Annotated in this window: 20 protein-coding genes and 4 tRNA genes; 4 read left to right on the forward strand and 20 right to left on the reverse strand. The window is 55.7% G+C overall.

The window, feature by feature from the left end:
• Positions 1 to 8 precede the first annotated feature (8 nt).
• The 10 genes from D7S44_RS09505 to tam form a co-directional block, all read right to left on the reverse strand.
• Positions 9 to 85, reverse strand: a tRNA-Arg gene (locus tag D7S44_RS09505).
• A gap of 98 nt (positions 86 to 183) precedes the next feature.
• A tRNA-Arg gene (locus D7S44_RS09510) sits at positions 184 to 260 on the reverse strand.
• Between the two features lie 83 nt (positions 261 to 343).
• Positions 344 to 420, reverse strand: a tRNA-Arg gene (locus D7S44_RS09515).
• Between the two features lie 9 nt (positions 421 to 429).
• Positions 430 to 522: transfer RNA gene (locus tag D7S44_RS09520), tRNA-Ser, on the reverse strand.
• 284 nt (positions 523 to 806) lie between these two features.
• The gene (csrA, locus tag D7S44_RS09525) at positions 807 to 992 is read right to left on the reverse strand and encodes a carbon storage regulator CsrA (RefSeq protein ID WP_004155916.1); all 186 of its coding nucleotides are present in this window, start codon (positions 990 to 992) and stop codon (positions 807 to 809) included.
• Positions 993 to 1,242: 250 nt separating this feature from the next.
• The gene (alaS, locus tag D7S44_RS09530) at positions 1,243 to 3,870 is read right to left on the reverse strand and encodes an alanine--tRNA ligase (RefSeq protein WP_120454276.1); all 2,628 of its coding nucleotides are present in this window, start codon (positions 3,868 to 3,870) and stop codon (positions 1,243 to 1,245) included.
• A gap of 136 nt (positions 3,871 to 4,006) precedes the next feature.
• Positions 4,007 to 4,519, reverse strand: coding sequence for a regulatory protein RecX (locus D7S44_RS09535; protein ID WP_179256455.1), 513 nt, complete (start codon positions 4,517 to 4,519; stop codon positions 4,007 to 4,009).
• Positions 4,520 to 4,630: 111 nt separating this feature from the next.
• Positions 4,631 to 5,704: a recombinase RecA gene (gene recA / locus D7S44_RS09540; protein WP_120454278.1), complete on the reverse strand. Its 1,074-nt coding sequence runs from the start codon at positions 5,702 to 5,704 to the stop codon at positions 4,631 to 4,633.
• 95 nt (positions 5,705 to 5,799) lie between these two features.
• On the reverse strand, positions 5,800 to 6,294 hold the full coding sequence (pncC, locus tag D7S44_RS09545; RefSeq protein WP_120454281.1) for a nicotinamide-nucleotide amidase: 495 nt from the start codon (positions 6,292 to 6,294) through the stop codon (positions 5,800 to 5,802).
• Positions 6,295 to 6,393: 99 nt separating this feature from the next.
• On the reverse strand, positions 6,394 to 7,173 hold the full coding sequence (gene tam / locus D7S44_RS09550) for a trans-aconitate 2-methyltransferase (protein WP_120454283.1): 780 nt from the start codon (positions 7,171 to 7,173) through the stop codon (positions 6,394 to 6,396).
• 142 nt (positions 7,174 to 7,315) lie between these two features.
• On the opposite strand from tam, the gene D7S44_RS09555 reads away from it, so the two are divergent.
• Positions 7,316 to 8,203 (forward strand): dihydrodipicolinate synthase family protein, encoded by an 888-nt coding sequence (locus tag D7S44_RS09555; protein ID WP_120454285.1) that lies wholly within the window; start codon positions 7,316 to 7,318, stop codon positions 8,201 to 8,203.
• Between the two features lie 33 nt (positions 8,204 to 8,236).
• Here the strand turns inward: D7S44_RS09555 and D7S44_RS09560 are convergent, their stop codons facing one another.
• Together D7S44_RS09560 and mltB are read right to left on the reverse strand one after the other, a co-directional pair.
• The gene (locus D7S44_RS09560) at positions 8,237 to 8,575 is read right to left on the reverse strand and encodes a zinc ribbon domain-containing protein YjdM (RefSeq protein ID WP_120454287.1); all 339 of its coding nucleotides are present in this window, start codon (positions 8,573 to 8,575) and stop codon (positions 8,237 to 8,239) included.
• A gap of 75 nt (positions 8,576 to 8,650) precedes the next feature.
• Positions 8,651 to 9,733, reverse strand: a complete 1,083-nt coding sequence (gene mltB, locus D7S44_RS09565; RefSeq protein WP_120454289.1) for a lytic murein transglycosylase B — start codon at positions 9,731 to 9,733, stop codon at positions 8,651 to 8,653.
• Positions 9,734 to 9,753: 20 nt separating this feature from the next.
• Here mltB and D7S44_RS23305 point away from each other — a divergent pair, with 20 nt between their 5' ends.
• The 3 genes from D7S44_RS23305 to mutS all read left to right on the forward strand — a co-directional run bounded on the left by D7S44_RS23305 (position 9,754) and on the right by mutS (position 13,730).
• Entirely contained in the window at positions 9,754 to 9,978 is a 225-nt protein-coding gene (locus tag D7S44_RS23305) for a hypothetical protein (protein WP_147402094.1), read from the forward strand.
• A 46-nt stretch (positions 9,979 to 10,024) separates the two neighbouring features.
• Positions 10,025 to 10,798 carry a prepilin peptidase gene (locus D7S44_RS09570; protein ID WP_120454291.1) on the forward strand — a complete coding sequence of 258 codons (774 nt, stop codon included), beginning with the start codon at positions 10,025 to 10,027 and terminating at the stop codon, positions 10,796 to 10,798.
• 370 nt (positions 10,799 to 11,168) lie between these two features.
• Positions 11,169 to 13,730: a DNA mismatch repair protein MutS gene (gene mutS / locus D7S44_RS09575; protein WP_120454293.1), complete on the forward strand. Its 2,562-nt coding sequence runs from the start codon at positions 11,169 to 11,171 to the stop codon at positions 13,728 to 13,730.
• Between the two features lie 100 nt (positions 13,731 to 13,830).
• Here mutS and rpoS read toward each other — a convergent pair whose 3' ends face one another.
• The 8 genes from rpoS to D7S44_RS09610 form a co-directional block, all read right to left on the reverse strand.
• On the reverse strand, positions 13,831 to 14,823 hold the full coding sequence (gene rpoS, locus D7S44_RS09580) for an RNA polymerase sigma factor RpoS (RefSeq protein ID WP_048783701.1): 993 nt from the start codon (positions 14,821 to 14,823) through the stop codon (positions 13,831 to 13,833).
• A gap of 50 nt (positions 14,824 to 14,873) precedes the next feature.
• Positions 14,874 to 15,968 carry a murein hydrolase activator NlpD gene (gene nlpD / locus D7S44_RS09585; RefSeq protein WP_120454295.1) on the reverse strand — a complete coding sequence of 365 codons (1,095 nt, stop codon included), beginning with the start codon at positions 15,966 to 15,968 and terminating at the stop codon, positions 14,874 to 14,876.
• A gap of 165 nt (positions 15,969 to 16,133) precedes the next feature.
• Complete coding sequence (locus tag D7S44_RS09590; protein ID WP_120454297.1) at positions 16,134 to 16,760, reverse strand: protein-L-isoaspartate(D-aspartate) O-methyltransferase; 627 nt, start codon at positions 16,758 to 16,760, stop codon at positions 16,134 to 16,136.
• Positions 16,754 to 17,515: a 5'/3'-nucleotidase SurE gene (surE, locus tag D7S44_RS09595; protein WP_120454299.1), complete on the reverse strand. Its 762-nt coding sequence runs from the start codon at positions 17,513 to 17,515 to the stop codon at positions 16,754 to 16,756. Before surE ends, D7S44_RS09590 begins: the two co-directional genes overlap by 7 nt.
• A 451-nt stretch (positions 17,516 to 17,966) precedes the next feature.
• Positions 17,967 to 18,152 carry a hypothetical protein gene (locus D7S44_RS23310; RefSeq protein WP_147402095.1) on the reverse strand — a complete coding sequence of 62 codons (186 nt, stop codon included), beginning with the start codon at positions 18,150 to 18,152 and terminating at the stop codon, positions 17,967 to 17,969.
• Complete coding sequence (locus D7S44_RS23770) at positions 18,152 to 19,501, reverse strand: hypothetical protein (protein WP_179256451.1); 1,350 nt, start codon at positions 19,499 to 19,501, stop codon at positions 18,152 to 18,154. Before D7S44_RS23770 ends, D7S44_RS23310 begins: the two co-directional genes overlap by 1 nt.
• Positions 19,479 to 20,165 (reverse strand): DUF2612 domain-containing protein, encoded by a 687-nt coding sequence (locus tag D7S44_RS09605; RefSeq protein ID WP_120454301.1) that lies wholly within the window; start codon positions 20,163 to 20,165, stop codon positions 19,479 to 19,481. Before D7S44_RS09605 ends, D7S44_RS23770 begins: the two co-directional genes overlap by 23 nt.
• Positions 20,162 to 21,400, reverse strand: coding sequence for a baseplate J/gp47 family protein (locus D7S44_RS09610; protein ID WP_120454303.1), 1,239 nt, complete (start codon positions 21,398 to 21,400; stop codon positions 20,162 to 20,164). The genes D7S44_RS09605 and D7S44_RS09610 overlap by 4 nt, the downstream gene beginning before the upstream one ends.
• Positions 21,401 to 21,406: the final 6 nt, after the last annotated feature.

The raw sequence follows: 21,406 nt of genomic DNA on the forward strand, positions 1-21,406 counted from the left end.
TGAAGAGATGGTGCATCCGGGAGGATTCGAACCTCCGACCGCTCGGTTCGTAGCCGAGTACTCTATCCAGCTGAGCTACGGATGCATTGAGAAATCGTTTTACAGGGGGATAAATCAGACAACCAGGAAGTGCCAGGAATTAACGCCTCTCGCTTTGAGATGCCTTGCCCATATCCTGAGATATGGTGCATCCGGGAGGATTCGAACCTCCGACCGCTCGGTTCGTAGCCGAGTACTCTATCCAGCTGAGCTACGGATGCATAGATAATTCTTGTACAACGCAGGGTGCTAACAACTCACCGAGAAAGGAACGACTCTTTCACTTACTTTCGCATTTTCCAGATGGTGCATCCGGGAGGATTCGAACCTCCGACCGCTCGGTTCGTAGCCGAGTACTCTATCCAGCTGAGCTACGGATGCATCGGAAAATGGCGGTGAGGCGGGGATTCGAACCCCGGATGCAGCTTTTGACCGCATACTCCCTTAGCAGGGGAGCGCCTTCAGCCTCTCGGCCACCTCACCTTACGCGTTCTTGCGAACCGTGCTTCTGAACTTTGTTTCCGCTCATCGGCACTGCGTGGCGCACATATTACTTTCCCGCACTTATAAGTCAAACAATTTTTCCCGCCGCCTGATCGTTTGCACAAATGACGCTCAATTGGGGTAATTTGCCGACAAAAAGAGTGAATTATCAACAGTAAAAGCAGGCAAGCGGGAAAATAATCAGAAAGACGAAGCGGGAATAAAAAAGAAGACGTGCGGGAAAGCGGTCGCGCCTCGCAAAAAGCTGCGAGGCGCTGAATCCGTTAGTAACTCGTTTGCTGAGTTTTTTCGGCCTGAATGCGCTGATAAATCTCTTCGCGATGCACTGAGACCTCTTTTGGCGCGTTCACACCGATACGAACCTGGTTACCTTTCACTCCCAGCACCGTTACAGTCACCTCATCGCCAATCATGAGGGTTTCACCAACTCGACGAGTTAGAATAAGCATTCTTTGCTCCTTGAAAGATTAAAAGAGTCGGGCTCTGTTCGGGCTCCCGGCATTATCCATCATTTAACGCTGAACATTGACTATGACAAATACACCAATGTACGTCGCTACGCCAATACATTCTGCTGATAGTTAGTTTAGCCGAAATACACTACATCGACCTGACTTTGTCATTACCTGATGCACATCGTATTAAAAAGCGCCGGAACCTCAGTCCCTGGCGCTTTTCACGATGCATTGTTCTATTTTGTTACAGACGGCTGTTGACCCAGTTTTCAACGCCCGCCAGCGCGCCTTTCAGCGCCTGCGCATCGGTACCACCAGCCTGCGCCATATCTGGACGCCCGCCGCCTTTGCCGCCGACCTGCTGCGCCAGCTCGCCCACCAGCTCGCCCGCTTTTACGCGGTCAGTCAAATCTTTGGTCACGCCCGCGATTAACGACACTTTTCCTTCCGCTACGGTCGCCAGCACAATCACCGCCGAACCCAGCTGGTTTTTCAGGTCATCGACCATGGTGCGCAACATTTTCGGCTCAACGTTGCTCAGCTCGCTTACCAGCAGCTTCGCGCCCTTGATGTCGATAGCCTTACTGCTCAGCGAAGCGCTTTCCAGAGCGGCCTGCTGATCGCGCAGCTGCTGCAGCTCTTTCTCCAGCGCACGCACGTGATCGACCAGACCGCGCACTTTATCATTCAGATTGCTGCTGTTGGCTTTCACCAGCTGCGCGATCTCGTTCAGCTGGCTGCTCTGCGCATAAACCTGCGCCAGCGCGCCCTCGCCGGTTACAGCTTCGATACGACGTACGCCTGCGGCGGTACCGGACTCGCTCAGAATGCGGAACAGGCCGATATCGCCAGTACGCGCTGCGTGCGTGCCGCCGCACAGCTCGATGGAGAAATCACCCATGGTCAGCACGCGCACGCGCTGATCGTATTTCTCGCCGAACAGCGCCATCGCGCCCTTGCCTTTGGCTGCGTCGATATCCATTACGTCAGTTTCAACCAGCAGGTTGCGACGAATCTGCGCGTTGACGATCTCTTCGACCTGATGAATTTCCTGCGGTTTCATCGCTTCGAAATGTGAGAAGTCGAAACGCAGGTATTTATCGTTGACCAGAGAGCCTTTCTGCGCCACATGTTCGCCAAGAACCTGACGCAGCGCCGCGTGTAGCAGATGCGTTGCGGAGTGGTTCAGACGAATGCGCGCGCGGCGCGCTTCATCAACCTGCGCCTCAACGCGATCGCTGATACGTAGATGACCTGTTGTCAGCTTACCGATATGGCCAATAGCCTGGCCATATTTTTGTGTATCCTGAACGCTAAATTCAGCATTCTTCCCTTTCAACAGGCCCGTATCGCCTACCTGACCGCCAGATTCACCGTAAAAGGGTGTTTCATCCAGCACCACAACCGCTTCCTGACCTGCTGCGACCTCTTCTACCGCGACGCCGTCAACGTAGATCGCCTTAACGGTAGCCGTCAGGTCAAGCTGGTCATAGCCTTTAAACGCTGAAGCCGCGTCGATACTGATGACGTTGCTGTAGTCAGCGCCGAAACCGCTCGCCTCGCGCGCGCGCTGGCGCTGCTGTTCCATGGCTTTTTCAAAGCCCGCTTCGTCAATTTTCAGGTTACGTTCACGGCAGACGTCAGCCGTCAGGTCAACCGGGAAGCCAAAGGTATCGTAAAGACGGAAAACGGTCTCGCCATCCAGCGTATCGCCCTGCAGTTTCGCCAGCTCGTCGTCCAGCAGCGTCAAACCGCGCTCCAGTGTTTTAGCGAACTGCTCTTCTTCGGTTTTGAGTACGGTTTCTACCTGGCTCTGCTGACGCTTCAGATCTTCGCCCGCGGCGCCCATTACCTCAACCAGCGGCGCAACCAGTTTGTAGAAGAATGCCTCTTTCGCACCCAGCATATTGCCGTGACGAACCGCGCGACGAATGATGCGGCGCAGTACGTAACCCCGGTTTTCGTTAGACGGAATAACGCCGTCGGCGATCAGGAAGGCGCAAGAGCGGATATGGTCGGCGATAACGCGCAGCGATTTATTGCTGAGATCGGTCGCGCCGGTCACTTCGGCTACCGCTTTGATCAGTTTTGCGAACAGATCAATTTCATAGTTGGAATTGACGTGCTGCAGCACGGCGGAGATACGCTCCAGTCCCATGCCGGTATCAACCGACGGCTTCGGCAGCGGCAGCATGGTGCCGTCCGGCTGACGGTTGAACTGCATAAAGACGATATTCCAGATCTCAATATAGCGATCGCCATCTTCTTCCGGGCTTCCGGGCGGGCCGCCCCAGATGTGATCGCCATGATCGTAGAAAATTTCGCTGCAGGGACCGCAAGGGCCGGTATCGCCCATCTGCCAGAAGTTGTCAGAGGCGTAAGCGCTGCCTTTGTTGTCGCCGATACGGATAATGCGCTCGCGCGGTACGCCGATATCGTTGGCCCAGATGTCGTAGGCTTCGTCATCGGTCTCATATACGGTAACCCACAGACGCTCTTTCGGCAGAGCGAACCAGGTTTCTCCCGTCAGCAGTTCCCAGGCATAAGCAATCGCCTCTTTCTTGAAATAGTCGCCGAAGCTGAAGTTGCCCAGCATTTCAAAGAAAGTGTGGTGACGTGCGGTATAGCCGACGTTTTCCAGATCGTTGTGCTTGCCACCGGCGCGCACGCAGCGCTGCGACGTGGTCGCACGCGAATAGTCGCGCTTGTCCTGGCCGAGGAAGACATCCTTAAACTGGACCATGCCGGCGTTGGTGAACAGCAGCGTCGGGTCGTTATTCGGTACGAGGGAGCTGCTGGCTACAACCTGATGTCCCTTGCTATGGAAAAAGTCGAGAAACGCTTGACGGATCTCAGCAGTGCTCTTGCTCATATATATCCTGGAATCACGCTAACGAAAGTTCCGTTCTGTCAGACAAGCCGCATCCGCGCAGCTTTCCGTTCAGTGGAACAAAAAAGTGGGAATAAGATAAATTTTCTTCACAGGGAAGTAAAACCCCGCGCGGCTTTCAGTCGTCAAAATTTCTGAAAACGGCCTGAATATCCTCCATGAAAAAGCCTTTTGACTGCAAATAACGCTGAACTTTCGCTTTGGCCTTCCACTCCGTTGGCAAAGGGAGGCCAAATTTGCGCTCCGCCAGCTGCGCGGCGCAGGCGCTCCAGTCAATTTCACAGGCTTCCATCGCGATATCAATGTCAGGGCGCGCCACGCCTTTCTGTCCCAGCTCCAGCCGGATGCGCTGTGGACCATACCCTTTGCGGCTGCGGCTCTGGATAAAGCGTTCGGTAAAGCGCGCCTCATTGAGCCAGCCATTTTCCTGACACCAGCCGATCACTTTATCCAGCTGCGCGTCGGTGATGATTTCAGGTTCGCTCTGCTGGATAAATGCCGCGCGCTGCACTGACTGCTGTAGTTTTCTGCGCAGCTCCGCTTCACTGTGATCGCGCTGCGCCAGAATGCGCATAGCGCGATCGAGCAGACGTGGAAAAGGGATTTCCCTGGGTTGCGGTTGTTCAGACATAGGACTCACCTTGCTCAATCAGAAGGGAATTATGGCGGCAGAACGGAGAGGAAAGAAAGAGAGGGTCGCTAAAACGAAAAACGGGAGTGGTTGCCCACTCCCGCTACAGGGTTAGAAGTCTTCGTTCGTCTCGCTGGCTGCATCTTCCAGCGCGCCTGCCGGCGCTTCGGCAGCGCCCGCTTCTGCTGCTGCGCTGTTCAGCAGCATATCGCGCAGTTTCACATCCAGCTCGTTAGCGATCGCCGGGTTTTCCTTAAGGAAATTGGTGGCGTTCGCTTTACCCTGACCAATCTTGTCGCCGTTATAGCTGTACCAGGCACCGGCTTTTTCGACCAGCTTGTACTTCACGCCCAGGTCTACCAGCTCACCGAAGGTGTTAATGCCTTCGCCGTACATGATCTGGAACTCAGCCTGCTTAAACGGCGCGGCGATTTTGTTCTTCACGACTTTAACGCGGGTTTCGCTACCTACTACTTCATCGCCCTCTTTAATCGCGCCGATACGACGGATATCAAGACGAACGGAAGCGTAGAACTTCAGCGCGTTACCGCCGGTAGTGGTTTCCGGGTTACCAAACATCACGCCAATTTTCATACGGATCTGGTTGATAAAGATCAGCAGTGTGTTGGACTGCTTCAGGTTACCCGCCAGCTTACGCATCGCCTGGCTCATCATACGTGCCGCAAGGCCCATGTGAGAGTCGCCGATTTCGCCTTCGATCTCCGCTTTCGGCGTCAGCGCCGCGACGGAGTCGACGATGATAACGTCTACTGCGCCTGAACGCGCCAGCGCGTCACAAATCTCCAGCGCCTGCTCGCCGGTATCGGGCTGCGAACAGAGCAGGTTGTCGATGTCAACGCCGAGCTTTTTAGCGTAAACCGGATCCAGCGCGTGTTCAGCATCGATAAAGGCACAGGTTTTGCCTTTGCGCTGCGCTGCGGCAATAACCTGCAGCGTCAGGGTGGTTTTACCGGAAGATTCCGGTCCATAAATCTCGACGATACGGCCCATCGGCAAACCGCCGGCGCCCAGCGCGATATCCAGTGAAAGCGAACCGGTAGAAATAGTTTCTACGTCCATTGAGCGGTCTTCACCCAGACGCATGATGGAGCCTTTACCGAATTGCTTTTCAATCTGGCCCAGCGCAGCAGCTAAAGCCTTCTGTTTGTTTTCGTCAATTGCCATTTCTACTCCTGACTCATACGGGGGTAAGCACGCTACAAATGCCTGCTCGCTTTCTGTTGCTGCTAATTATACTGTATAGTCATACAGTATCAAGCTTAATTTGCCAAAAAATCGTCCTGTAATGTCTGCAGCGCGAACGCCACGGACTGACGACGCACCGCCTCGCGATCCCCTTGAAATTGCTGGCGTTTAGCGGTCACTACACCATCCGGCGCAGCGAAGCCGAACCACACGGTGCCGACCGGTTTTCCCGCGCTGCCCCCGTCCGGCCCGGCAATGCCGCTGACCGACACCGCATAGTCCGCCTGCGCGGCATGCTGCGCGCCCTGCGCCATCTCGCGCACTACAGCCTCGCTCACCGCGCCATACTGCGCAAGCGAAGCCGCTGTGACGCCTACCAGCTCCTGCTTGGCGCCGTTGCTGTAAGTAACGAAGCCGCGTTCAAACCAGGCGGAACTGCCGCTGATATCGGTAAACACCTTAGCGATCCAGCCGCCCGTACAGGATTCAGCGCAGGTAACCGTCGCGCTTTTCGCCTTGAGACGCTCGCCGACTGCCGCGCTCAGACGCTGTAATTCCAGGTCATTCATAGCATCTCATCCTTTCAGCTCAGTAAAGAGAACATGGTGCAGAAGCGGAGCATTTTCAACCCATCCGGCATAAAGCCTGCCGCCTTTGCGCATCATCTCTCAGCGTGACGACGCCTTTTTCACCGCTACGATAAAAAGGCGGGGAAAGGCCAGCAAAATGCGACCGTCGGCGCGCGGCATATAAGCCTGCTGCAACGCCTGACGATACTGCTCCAGAAAGCGCGGCCGTTCGTCAGGCTCAAGCGCATTAAGAAACGGCCGCAGCCCGGTCGCTTTCAGCCAGTCGACGATCGCCTGCGCGTCGGCCATGATGTGGTAGTAGGTGGTGCGCCAGAGATCCACCTCGCAGCCCGCCTGTGTCAGGAGATCGTAATAGCGCTCGCCGGTGAGCAACTTTTTACGCTCCACTTCGCCGATACGCTGACGCCAGGGATCGCACGCGGCGATTTCACGCATCAGGCGATGCGAAGGCTCCTGCAGATTATCCGGCATCTGTATCGCCAGCGCGCCGCCGCTATCCAGTTGACTCGTCAGATGCGGCAATAGCCTGTCATGCTCGTCAAGCCACTGCAGCGAGGCATTGGCGTAAATCACCTGCTGCGGCTCTGTCGCCCGCCAGCGCCGAATATCCTCCTGGAGGAAAGTGCAGCGAGGCACGCTTTCACGCGCCTGCGCCAGCATCGCTTCTGAACTGTCCAGCCCGTAAATCTGTGCGTCAGGCCAGGCGCGCGCCAGCAGCTCAGTGCTGTTGCCCGGACCGCATCCGAGATCCGTGGCGAAGCGCACATCGGTAACGGGTATGCGCGCCAGCAGCTCCTGCGCAGGTCGCGTTCTTTCAGATTCGAATTGCCGATAGAGTTGAGGATCCCAGTCCTGCATATTTGACCTCTGCGTTAGCTCAAAAGCATGTCCGAAGCGGAAAAATGCGATGCGTTGCCCAATTTTGCGCGTCGCGGTGGCAAGCGTTCGCGCTGCGCATTAAGTTAAAACAACGTTTCATTTTTCACTTTCAGGAGCGTTTATGATCTCGCAACCCGCATTTTCCGGCGTATGGTGCCCCTCCGTTACGCCTTTTACGCAGCAAGGGCAGCCAGATATTGATGCCCTGGGTCGCCATTTTGCCCGACTGAACACGTCAGGCATTAATACCTTACTGCTGATGGGCAGCATTGGCGAATTTGCCTCGCTGACGCAGCAGGAGCGTTTGCTGCTTATTCGCGAAGCGCGCCAGCTCTCGCCCCTCAGCATGGTTGCTAACATCTCCAGCACCTGCGTGCCGGATATGCTGGAGCTGGCCGAGGCGGCCTGGAAAAACGGTTTTGACGCGGTGATGGTGCTGCCGCCCTATTACTATGGGCAAACCCCACGTCAGCTGTTGAGCTACTTCCGCGAGCTGGATAAGCGCATCGGCGGTAAATGGTTCGCCTACAATTTTCCGGCGCGCACCGGCTGCGATCTCAGCCCGGCACTTGTCAGCGAGCTGGCGGCGGAGCTGCCTGGCTTTATTGGCATAAAAGATACGATTGACTCTCTGTCGCACAACCGCGCGCTGATTGAGGAGACCAGAAAGGTACGCGACGATTTCGCCGTACTTTCGGGCTATGACGAATATCTGGTGCCAAACCTGCTGGCTGGCGGGGCGGGCGTAATTTCAGGTCTGAATAATATTGTGCCGGAACTGTTCGCGGCGGCAATGGCGGCGTGGCACGAGCAGGACCTGGCGGCGCTGGCGTCTATTCAGCAGCGCATCGGCAGAATGATGGCGATTTACGCTATCGGAGAGGATTTTGTTACGACTATCAAAACCGCGGTGTCGCGCCGTTTTGATTCTATGACCAGCCAGTCGCGCAATTACGGCGGTGCGCTTAGCGCTGAGCAGTGCGAGGCGCTTGACCGGCTGTTTGAATAAGAGAGGGATGCGGGTGCAGCGCGCCCGTGTGTTTTATCCGCGTTTTACAAACTCCGACTTCAGCTTCATTGGGCCGAAACCCTCGATCTTGCAGTCGATATTGTGATCGCCTTCCACCAGACGGATCCCCTTAACGCGCGTGCCGATTTTCAGCGTGGAGGAGCTGCCCTTCACTTTGAGATCTTTAACGACGGTCACCGTGTCGCCATCCTCAAGCAGATTGCCGTTGGCGTCGCGCACCACCAGGCGGTCCACGTTACTTTCGCCTTCGCTCAGCGACCAGATATGACCGCAGGCGGGACAGTTAAGATTGTCGCCGTCCTGCCAGCTGTAATCAGCCTGACAAAGGGGACACGCGGGAAGTGATTGCATAACGGCTCCTGAAACAACAGATATGATGACGCTGAGGGCGCCATCATATCCCCTTACTGTTGCTAAGGACAACTGTCAAAACATAGCGCCGCTGCGCGCTTTGCTGACCGCCTCGCCCAGCTGCCATACCGCCATCGCATAGTGGGTGCTGTGGTTGTAGCGGGTAATAACGTAGAAGTTAGGCAAGCCGTACCAGTACTGGTAGCTGGTGCCCATATCCAGGCGCAGCAGGCTGACCTGGTTATTACCGTCCAGAGAGCCCTGCGGAGAGAGGCCGGATGCCGCCAGCATTTGCGGCGTGTAGCTGGTTTTGAAACCGTTCTCCAGCAGCGGCGCCTGACCGCTGGCCGGGACAGCGACGCCCTCCCCGCTGCGCCAGCCATGCTCTTTAAAGTAGTGCGCGACGCTGCCGATGGCGTCTACCGGATCCCACAGATTGACGTGGCCGTCGCCGTTAAAATCCACGGCATACTGCTGATAAGAAGAAGGCATAAACTGGCCGTAGCCCATCGCGCCGGCGAACGATCCTTTCAGATCGAGCGGATCGTCCTCTTCGTTGCGCGCCATCAGCAGAAAGGTTTCCAGTTCGCTGCTGAAGTAGCTGGCGCGGCGCGGATAGTTAAACGAGAGCGTGGCAAGCGCATCCAGAATACGCGTTTTTCCCATTACGCGCCCCCAGCGCGTCTCTACGCCGATAATGCCAACGATAATCTCCGGCGGCACGCCATATACCTGCTGGGCGCGCGTTAAGGCATCCTGATACTGGTTCCAGAAGGCGACGCCGTTTTGTACGTTGTCCGGCGTAATGAACTGCTTGCGATAGCGGATCCACGCCCCGTTAGGCCCGGCTGGCGGCGTATAGGCGGGTGCCTGGCGATCCATCAGACGCAACACGTAATCCAGCCGTTTGGCCTGTCCGATAACGGCATGCAACTGCTGGCGGTCGAAGCCATGCTTCTTCACCATCTGGTCGATAAACTGTTCGGCGGCCGGATTCCCGGCAAAATCGCCGAGCACTGGCTGTACGGCGTGGGACTGTTCAAGCAGAAAGCCCCCTTTCGGCGCGGCCAGCGTAGCGGCCTGCGTCGCGGATTCAGGTTTACTGCTGCAGGCGGCAAGTAGGGCAATAAGCGGAAATAAGCTGATCTTAAAACGCATTTGATATCCATAAGCATGCAGTGAAGGTAACGAATTATGGTAAACATTCACTCACAGAATGGACAGGGCGAAACGTAAAAATAGCGCCAGAGAAAAATTGCGAACCGGCGCTGGAAGCATCGACAAAAAGCAGTAATGGCGCACTGCTGGCTGAGGAGCCGCTCGCAAAGTCGCCTGAAAACAGCGATCTGTTCAACACGATGATGAAAGACACGGATAAAGTGCGGTCAGGCCGTGCCCCTTGAGCAGCAGACTCAAGTGCGGCACATCAAGGAAGAGGAATAACTAACGATGAGCGATAATCTCCTTTGCTGGCTGCTGCTGGGCGTGCTGGCGCTCTGCGTCGGCAGCTTCCTCAACGTCGTGATTTACCGTCTGCCGCTGATGGTGCTGCGCCCCCAGCCGGGCTTTTCGCTACTGCTGCCCCGCTCTCACTGCCCGCGCTGTAAAACGCGCGTGCGCGCAGGCGACTGCCTTCCTCTGCTTGGCTGGCTGCTGCTGCGCGGCCATTGTCGCCATTGCCGTCTGCCGATCCCCTGGCGTTATCCGGCAACCGAGCTCGCCGCCATGGCGATAAGTCTGCTGCTTGCTCTGTGGCTGCCGTGGAACGGCGTGCTGCTGGCGGCGCTGGTTATGAGCGCATTTGTGCTGGCGCTGTCGCTGATCGACCTGCGTTATCAGTTGCTGCCGGATGCGCTGACTCTGCCGCTGCTCTGGCTCGGGCTGCTGTTTCAGGCGTGGGGGATGCTGCCGCAAGGCGGTCCGGCAGAGGGCATCTTCGGCGCGGCTGGCGGTTATCTGCTGTTCCGGCTGCTGGCCTGGCTCTGGCGCGTATTGCGCCATCAGGAGGCGCTGGGCGGCGGCGATGTTAAACTGCTGGCGGCACTTGGCGCCTGGCTGGGCTGGCGGCCGCTTCCCCTGTTGCTGCTGATCGCCTCCAGTACCGGCCTAATCGCAGTAGTGCTGGCGCGCCTGTTTATGCGGCGTCCGCTGCATTTGCCGTTGCCTTTTGGCCCCTGTCTGGCGCTGGCGGGTGAAGCGCTACTGCTCTACAGCCTGAAGTGACGCTGTGGCTGGCCGCTTTTTGCGTAGCGCCTCGCACAGGCTGCTCGACAGGCAGGATTCCGTTAGGCTTTTGCGCCTCGGCCTGTTAACGTCACGCGCGACAACCTGTTTTCGCCCGTCGCTGGCAACGGGCACCCGGATTCGGGCTGGTCGGGCATCGCCCGGACAGGCGGTAGAAAAGCGGCAGCCTTGATGTTCAGGGTGCAACTTTTCATAATGGCTTTCAGACGCAGCTTATCTCACAGCCAGGGCCGCATTATCCCGTGCATCCTCTCTGTTTCAGAAGGGTTTCATCCCTTTACATACGCCAGAACACGCAGTCCGATGCAAGGCTTGCCCAATAACCGAATGATTTAAGAGCTAATTATTTATGAACAAATCAGTCGATAAGGACATCACCGCTCATACGCCCATGATGCAGCAATATCTGCGCCTGAAGGCGGAACACCCTGACATCCTGCTGTTTTATCGCATGGGCGATTTCTACGAGCTTTTCTACGACGACGCTAAACGTGCATCGCAGCTGCTGGAGATTTCGCTCACTAAACGCGGCGCGTCGGCGGGAGAGCCCATCCCGATGGCTGGCGTGCCCTACCATGCGGTGGAGAGCTACCTGGCGAAACTGGTGCAGCTGGGCGAGTCCGTCGCAATCTGCGAGCAGATCGGCGATCCGGCGCTAAGCAAAGGGCCGGTTGAACGTAAAGTCGTACGAATCGTCACGCCGGGTACCATCAGCGACGAAGCGCTGCTGCAGGAGCGTCACGATAACCTGCTCGCCGCCATCGTACAGAGTCCGCAGGGGTTTGGTTACGCCACGCTCGATATCAGCTCCGGCCGTTTTCGCCTGAGCGAACCGGCGGACGCTGAAACCATGGCCGCCGAGCTGCAGCGCACCAATCCAGCCGAACTGCTCTATCCGGAAGATCTCCAGGCAATGTCGCTGATTGAGCAACGTCGCGGTCTGCGCCGTCGCCCGCTGTGGGAGTTTGAGATCGATACCGCGCGCCAGCAGCTGAACATGCAGTTCGGCACCCGCGATCTGAACGGATTCGGCGTTGAGCAGGCACATCAGGCGCTGCGCGCTGCGGGTTGCCTATTGCAGTACGTCAAGGATACGCAGCGCACTACCCTGCCGCATATCCGTTCGCTCAGCATGGAGCGGCAGCAGGACAGCATCATTATGGACGCTGCCACGCGTCGCAACCTGGAGATCACGCAGAACCTCGCGGGCGGCACGGAAAATACCCTGGCGGCGGTGCTGGACCGAACCGTAACGCCGATGGGCAGCCGCATGCTCAAGCGCTGGCTACACATGCCGCTGCGCGATGCGCAGGTGATTAACCAGCGTCAGGACGCCATCGCCGAACTCCAGCCTCTGTGCGATTCGCTACAGCCGGTGCTGCGCCAGGTTGGCGATCTGGAGCGTATTCTGGCGCGTCTGGCGCTGCGTACGGCGCGACCGCGCGATTTGGCCCGTATGCGTCATGCTTTTCAGCAGCTGCCGGAGCTAAACGCCTTACTGGCTGACGTCGAGTCCACGGCGCTGATTCGTCTGCGTGAGCGAATGGGCGAATTTACCGAACTGCGTGAGCTGCTTGAGGCGGCAATTATCGAGGCACCGCCGGTGCTGATCCGCGATGGCGGCGTTATCGCGCCGGGTTACAACGCGGAACTGGACGAGTGGCGCGCGCTGGCGGATGGCGCCAGCGACTATCTGGACAGGCTGGAGATCCGCGAACGTGAAAAGCTCGGCCTCGATACGCTGAAGGTTGGCTTTAACGCCGTTCATGGCTACTACATTCAGGTCAGCCGCGGCCAGAGCGACCATGTGCCTATTCATTACGTGCGCCGCCAGACGCTGAAAAACGCAGAGCGCTATATCATTCCCGAACTCAAAGAGTACGAAGATAAGGTGCTCACTTCGAAAGGGAAGGCGCTGGCGCTGGAGAAAAGCCTCTACGAGTCGCTGTTCGACCAGCTGCTGCCCAACCTGGAAGCGCTGCAGCTCAGTGCCGCCGCGCTCGCCGAGCTGGATGTGCTGAGCAACCTGGCGGAGCGCGCCTGGACGCTGAACTACTGTCGCCCTACTCTGCAGGAGAAGCCCGGCATCAAAATTACCGGCGGGCGTCATCCGGTCGTTGAGCAGGTGCTGAAAGAGCCCTTTATTGCTAATCCACTGTCGCTGGCACCGCAGCGCCGCATGCTGATCATCACCGGCCCCAATATGGGCGGTAAGAGTACCTATATGCGTCAGGCGGCGCTCATCGCGCTGATGACCTGGATTGGCAGCTTTGTGCCGGCGGAAGAGGCGGTCGCTGGCCCGCTGGATCGCATCTTTACCCGTATCGGCGCGGCGGACGATCTCGCTTCAGGCCGCTCGACCTTTATGGTGGAGATGACGGAAACCGCCAACATTCTGCACAACGCCACCGAACACAGCCTGGTGTTGATGGATGAAATTGGACGCGGCACCTCAACCTATGACGGTCTGTCGCTGGCCTGGGCCTGTGCGGAGAGCCTGGCGAACCGCATCAAGGCGATGACGCTGTTTGCTACGCATTACTTCGAACTGACCACGCTGCCGGAGAAAATGGAGGGCGTATTTAATGTCCACCTCGACGCCGTGGAGCATGGCGACACCATCGCCTTTATGCACAGCGTGCAGGAAGGCGCAGCCAGCAAAAGCTATGGTCTGGCGGTAGCGGCGCTGGCGGGCGTGCCAAAAGAGGTTATCAAGCGCGCGCGCAACAAGCTGAAGGAGCTGGAAACGCTGTCGAACAACTCAGCCTCCTCCACCATTGACGGCTCGCAGCTGCCGCTACTGGTGGAAGAAACCTCGCCTGCCGTCGAAGCGCTTGAGGCGCTGGATCCCGATACGCTGACGCCGCGTCAGGCGCTGGAGTGGATCTACCGCCTCAAATCGCTGGTGTAACCGCGCTGGCGGCAGGCCTTTCTGGTTCTGTCGCCAGCCTCACGGACAAAAAAAAGCGGTGGCTTACGCCACCGCTTTTTTGTACTTACAACTTTGTCAGTTACTCACGAAACAGTGCTTCAATGTTCAGACCCTGCGCCTGCAGAATTTCACGCAGACGACGCAGGCCTTCAACCTGAATCTGACGTACACGCTCACGGGTCAGACCGATTTCGCGGCCCACATCCTCAAGCGTTGCCGCTTCATAGCCCAGCAGGCCGAAACGACGCGCCAGCACTTCACGCTGCTTGGCGTTCAGTTCGAACAACCACTTAACGATACTCTGCTTCATATCGTCATCCTGCGTGGTGTCTTCCGGACCGTTGTCTTTCTCATCGGCCAGGATGTCCAGCAGCGCTTTTTCGGAATCACCGCCCAGCGGCGTATCAACCGAGGTGATGCGTTCATTGAGACGCAGCATACGGCTGACGTCATCAACTGGCTTATCCAGCTGCTCCGCAATCTCTTCCGCACTCGGCTCATGATCGAGCTTGTGAGAGAGTTCACGCGCGGTGCGCAGATAAACGTTCAGCTCTTTAACAATGTGAATCGGCAGACGGATGGTGCGGGTTTGATTCATGATCGCCCGTTCAATCGTCTGACGAATCCACCAGGTGGCATAGGTTGAGAAACGGAACCCACGCTCTGGGTCAAACTTCTCAACGGCACGGATTAAACCGAGATTGCCCTCTTCAATCAGGTCAAGCAGCGCAAGACCACGATTGCTGTAGCGGCGGGCAATCTTCACCACCAGTCGTAAGTTACTTTCAATCATGCGGCGACGAGAAGGAATATCGCCTCGTAATGCGCGGCGAGCGAAGAAAACCTCTTCCTCTGCCGTCAACAGCGGGGAATAGCCAATCTCCCCGAGATAGAGCTGCGTCGCATCCAAAACGCGCTGCGTCGCACCCTGTGACAACAACTCTTCTTCCGCTACGTCGTTATCACTGGGTTCGTTTTCAACAAGAGCCTTCTCATCAAAAACCTCAGCTCCGTTCTCCTCGAATTCCGCATCTTCATGTAACTCGTTTACTTTCAGCGTATTCTGGCTCATAAGCGGCTCCTACCCGTGATCCCAGGGCAGAACAGCAGGGTTCTGCCGGTTTATCGCTGCGGTAAATAACGCAACGGGTTTACGGATTTCCCCTTGTAACGAATTTCAAAATGTAATCTAACTGAACTGGTTCCGGTGCTACCCATGGTAGCGATCTTTTGCCCCGCCTTAACTTCCTGTTGTTCCCGGACCAGCATTGTATCGTTGTGGGCGTAGGCACTCAGATAATCATCATTATGCTTAATGATGATCAGGTTGCCGTAACCCCGGAGCGCGTTGCCTGCGTACACTACTCTTCCTGATGCGGTAGCGACGACAGGTTGTCCACGCGAACCAGCGATATCGATTCCTTTATTCCCCCCTTCAGAGGCAGAGAAGTTATCGATAATCTTCCCATCGGTCGGCCAACGCCAGCTTCCAACCGGCGTCGAACTGTTCGTTGTACTGCTGACCGTGGGCGGTGCGGCAACCACGGGGGGAGCTGTTGTCGTTGCAACATTTGTCCCTTTCGACGGCAACAATTTGCTACCAGTCGAGTTACCCGAATCATCAGAATACGTAATAACTGGTTGCTGTGCAACAGGCGCTGGTTTAATTTGCGGCGCGGTCGGGACGCCACCCTGCGTTGCGTCCGCTGCGGTAATCGCATTGCCGCCTGTAATCGGCTGGCCAGCACCGTTGCCAACCTGCAACGTCTGGCCGACATTCAGGCCGTACGGGGCCGGGACGTTGTTGCGCTGCGCCAGATCGCGGAAATCGTTGCCGGTAATCCAGGCGATGTAGAACAGCGTATCGCCGCGTTTTACGGTATAGGTATCGCCCGCGTAACTACCTTTCGGAATGTTCTGATAACTGCGGTTGTATACGATACGGCCATTTTGCGTCTGAACATTATCATCATTTCCGCTAACCATTGCGCCGCTGCGCGGCGCGGAAGGTACGGAATTGTTAATCATTCCGCCCTGACGCGGGGTCGACGGAACGCCGCCTGACGCGCTAAGCATGCCGCCGCTGCCGCCGTTATCTCCAACCTGGCTAATGGGTGCTTGTGTGTTATCGCCTGAACTACAGCCTGCCAGCCAAAATCCAACCAGAGAAAGCGCCGCAAGGCGGCGTAACTGAAATATTGGGCTTCCCGTGCTCATTGTTCCCCCGTGATGGCAAACCTGAATAACGCTGTCTTGCTAACACACCAGCACAAAGCTCTGTGAGGCGCATTAAAGCCTGCGTATTACGCATGAAAATGGATAGTAACAAGATCAAAAGGATGGTGCTATGAAACAGTTGTGAAGAAATACGTAGGGAAAATCTCAGGCGAGATCGCCCTGAACAAGGGGAACGAACCGCACCGGCTCAATGCACTCTTCAACAATATCGCCACCCTGGCGGCGCAGACGCTTCAGCACCTGCTGATCGTCCCCCACCGGCAGCACCATAATGCCGCCTTCATCCAGCTGCGCAATCAGCGCAGTCGGAATTTCCGGCGGCGCGGCGGTGACGATGATGGCGTCGAAAGGACCGCGCGCGGGCCAGCCCTGCCAGCCGTCGCCGTGGCGCGTCGAAACATTATGCAGGTCGAGCTGTTTGAGACGGCGTTTCGCCTGCCACTGCAGGCCCTTGATGCGCTCGACCGAGTACACATGGTCCACCAGATGCGCCAGAATGGCCGTCTGGTAGCCCGAACCGGTGCCGATCTCCAGCACGCGCGAATGGGGTTGTAGCTCCAGCAGCGCGGTCATACGCGCGACCATATAGGGCTGTGAAATAGTCTGGCCGGAACCGATGGGCAGCGCCACGTTATCCCAGGCTTTATGCTCGAAGGCTTCATCGATAAAACGTTCGCGCGGCACGTCCGCAATCGCCTTTAGCAGGATCTCATCGTGAATGCCCTGCTGGCGCAGCTGCTCCAGCAACGCTTCGATACGCCGGTTCACCATGCGAGCGTGACCTCCGACTTCTCCAGCCAGTCGATAAGCACATTCTGCGCGCTGTGAGCAGTCAGGTCGACATGCAGCGCGGTCAGAGAGACGTAGCCCTGATCGACCGCAGCAAAATCGGTATCCGGGCCAGCATCGAATTTTTCGCCTGGCGGGCCTATCCAGTAAAGTGTGTTGCCGCGCGGATCCTGCTGCGCGATGACCTGATCGGCGGGATGACGGCTGCCGCAGCGCGTAACGCGAATGCCTTTGATCTCATCCAGCGGCAGATCCGGCACGTTAATATTAAGAATACGCCCGGTGCGCAGCGGCTCGCGCGTCAGCGCCTGCAGAATCGCGCAGGTCACTGCCGCCGCCGTCTCGTAATGCTGCAGGCCATTGAGCGAAACCGCCAGCGCAGGCAGGCCGAGGTGACGCCCTTCCATCGCTGCCGCCACGGTGCCGGAATAGATCACGTCGTCGCCCAGATTGGGACCGGCGTTAATACCCGAAACCACGATATCCGGACGCGGCTGCATCAGCGCATTGACGCCGAGATAGACGCAGTCAGTCGGGGTCCCCATCTGCACCGCGATATCGCCGTTCTCATGGGTAAAGGTGCGTAGCGGCGTCTCCAGCGTCAGCGAGTTGGATGCGCCGCTGCGATTGCGGTCAGGCGCGACGACCTGCACCTCAGCGATACGACGCAGCGCCTTTGCCAGCGTCTGTATGCCCGGCGCATGGATCCCGTCATCATTACTCAGCAATATCCGCATTTTAACCGTAAGCTCTTGATTTCAATAGGATGCTTAAACAAGCTCATCATTTCTTATCCTGCTGATTATCCTGTTTAAATTTTGCTGGTCTGTTTTTGATCAGTAAAGCGGGGGTTAGCTGAGAGCATTGTAGCGTGACTATATAAAGGAAGGTAGAAGCAATTTCCTGTCTGTTGAGATGGTAGCCAGCATGAAGGATGGTTAAGCAAGGCGGATATGGTTCCAGCGCCCCCTGCTCAGATCGGCGCGGCCTACCTCTGCCCCGTCGCCGGGGCTTCAGCCAGCATGATAACCCTCGCAATTTCCTTGCCATCTATGGTTTTGTCATGTCTTAAATGACAGCGACTTCCTATGACCTGCCATTTTTCAACTTTTAATAGATGTAATATGATTAAATAAGTCTTTTTCTCCGAATTAAATTTATATTCGTTAAATTAAAGATCTAATTACTCTAAGTGAATTCACCATCATCTGGATTATAGGAATCACCTATCCCCCCTGCGGTTGGATCGTCAACTCTAACGGCAATGCATCCTTCAGGCGGCGCCCATTTCTGGACTCCATCCCAATCAATTCTGTTAATTACAAGGTTTGTTTCTTTACAGATTACTGCATAAACATAGGTTTCATCATTCATTATGTGTATTCCCAAACAATAAATAAGCCCTTGGTTGCATTACCACCATAAACAGCCGAGCTGTTTGTCGAAACTCCCGCACCGCCCCCTCCGGCGCCATATCCGTCCGCGCCTCCTCCTGCGCTACCCCCTGAACCGATTACGGTGTTAGCGCCACCCGTTCCATACTTTGACGACGCCCCCTGCCCGGAAGATGCTACGCCGTTAAAAATCTTTCCTGACTGACCGAACGTGCCCGGTGTTGTAATTCCACTAATGTGCCCAGACAGAGTCGGTCTTCCACCAACGGCTCCGCCGCCGTTTTCAAAATATGCTACAGAGGACGCCTGACCTGACGCGCCACCGCCGCCGCCGCCAGGAATAACCATTAAAGAGCCGAAATTTGACGTGCCTCCAGCGGAGCCGGATGCATAATCTAGTGCGCCTATAGCGCCAATCGTAACGGATACGCTACTGAATCCCGATGTGTACCACGCTTCGGCATAACCACCTGACGCGCCACCGCTGCAACATGTACACCCGGTACTTCCTGTTGCCGTGCTACCTGCCCCATTACCACCCGTACCCAATCCCTGTACGAAAATAATATTCGTCCCTGTAGTAGGCGTATATGTGCCACTGGCAGTTATATATTTAACATTTAACAATCGACCCGCAATACCAGCTACATTTGTGTCTTGATATATATTTGTGCCGTCACCAATAACTACTGCTGTCATTCCTGACAGAATGGCAACCCCGCTACCAGAAGGTGTTTTTATTGTAACGGAAAAGCCACCTGAGCAGTTATTTACCACAGTCCACTTCTTGTTCCAGGCGGGTACTACTACATTAATATTTGTTGTTAGAGTTCCAGATAACTTAATGCGATCCTTTGATGCTTGCAGGCTGGTCAGGGTGATGCTTGACGATGAAAGCCCAGCAATTGATGTTACGCCATAGTTTTCTGTTGGCACCCAGCCAGTAAGTGCGCCTGTTGTCACCTCTGGATTATTAGTGTTTCCATCAATAGTGTTTAGCCAATATCCATCACCTGTGCTGTTAGGTATCACAGCTCCCTTAGGATACCCATTAATAGCTGAGCTAAAGGCTGAATCAAATGGATATCCAGCACCTGCTTGTTCCCACCGTATGGCCGCTGTGACGTCATTAAGAACGCCATTAAAGTCCACGCCGAATGGTGGCACACCACCCGCAGCAAGAGGCGTTCTGGTTAGAGGAGGGAAGCCGTCAGGATATGATGCGCGACCGGCTGTAATACCTATCTGGGACGTGTTAGGGATAGATTGTTTTGAGCCAGAGTCTGCAAATGGAATGGGAAGTAATTTAGGCTGTGAGCTGGTTTGCATTTTGAATTCCTGAGTCAGGGAAGAGATTTCCGCTTTCGAAAGGCTGTAATCCGGCCTCCGAGAACCCGAAAGTGTTATTGAAGTCCAAGGACATAATGCTAACGCTTACGCCCGCGGGCTTGGCTATGGCGCTTGAGTTCAGCAATATTGCCCATTCGACAGGTGAGAGATTGAAGTCAAAGACGTAGCTCATCGACATGATGCCGGTTATTGCTACGAAAGCGTTTCCTTCATCGCCAAAAAGATAACTAAGTGCACTGTTTAGAGCTGGTATTGAACAGTCAGTTATATTTGCCATGGCTTTAGCCATGATTAATTTTCGATACCCATCATCAGAAAGTCTGACAGTTGTGGTTAGCTGCACACCTTCAAAGAAAGGGGCTTCGTCGAATGGCTTGGGAGAGTCATCACTGGAACTCACATAAGATTCATCGAAGCCGAAGTAGGTAGCTGTCTCTCTGACATTTAACAGTCTTGGAACGCCTACTATCTTTCCCCACACATCCAGACCGTACCCTGTAGCCGTAGAAACATCCCATATGGCAGTGAGAAATTCATCTGTGAATTCTTCCATATCCATCGTGGTATTAAATGATTCAATCAGGCTTCGGATATTAGGGCTGGCGGCGTATTGCGTGAGGATTGTGTCTCTCACATTTTTCATACAAGGGTTACGCTTATGTCGCTTGCATCAAGGGAGGGGATCTGGTCTACGCCATATTCGACCGATGTGCCGTAATTAGTGCCGTCGATGCTGACTGTTACGGAAAGCACGTTCACCGACGCCGTATCGATGTTGTTGAGCACCGAATAATATCCGCCGGCGAATACCTTAGAGGCGATGCGCGCCTTGGGAACAAGATCACTGTTGCCGTTAAAGGCGCTGATTATGGCCGCTTTTGCCTCGTCGATAATGTCAGAGGGCAGCGACGAAGTGTTTTCCAGCTGAATACTGAAGTAAGTACGCTTCTGTGATGGCGTGTTCCAGGTGATAGTGTATTGAGGCGAGATATTCGTTCCGCGCGATGTGTCGGTCACAACAGCGGAAGTATTCCCCACCATTCCGCAACCGGCCTGATTTTTCACATAAATCGCCTGGGCAATGTCTGACGCCTCACCGCCATAAACCGCGATATAAACGCTGTGCGCCGGTACGGGATAATTTGTTGACCCGATATTTACCGTAGCTCCGCTATGGTTCGACCAGACATAAGCATCCGCCACCCCATCAACATCAAGTACAGCAGCATAAATAGATTCCGGCGTCCCCTTGGCGTTTAGCGCGACCGACTGCTTTCGCCGGTATTCGAAGTTAGAACGCGTTTCAACATCATTCCCCAAAGAACCCGCAGCCGCATTAGTGATGCCTGACCAGCCATTAACAGCGCGGTATATGGTGTTGAGCGAACCGATAGGGCAAGCGATAGCTCCGGTTGTCTGGTTCTGGAACACGATATCTACAGCGCCGGATGCCGGGATAGTGGCGTCTGCGAGGGATGAGTAAATGTATCCTGCATCATCCTGTGCAGTGCTTCCGGCAGGGATTACAGTGCCAACAAGTCCGGCTGTCGTGGCGGTGACAGTGGTTCCCTGCGCGGCGATACGGTCTATAAAGTAAATGCGGCCGATAGCGTCCTGAAAACGTCCTGTCGCGTAATCGGGATTGATGCCATTCACTATAGAAAGCAACTGGTCGTTTTTGTCGGCGATGATAGCCGTGTCGCTCATGGCGATCTGGCCCTGCGGCGTGGTCAGGCTTTTGCTCATCCCGCCGCCCATAGCGTTATCTAAATCACTCAGGCGTCCATCCAGGATATCTTTTTCGTCAGGAACTGACAGGCCTATGTCAGAGAACGTGGCCGCCGGCACCGATGTGGTAACGATTACTGTGTCTGCCATATTGGC

It is taken from the genome of Pantoea piersonii (assembly GCF_003612015.1).
In the GTDB taxonomy this organism is placed as follows: domain Bacteria; phylum Pseudomonadota; class Gammaproteobacteria; order Enterobacterales; family Enterobacteriaceae; genus Pantoea; species Pantoea piersonii.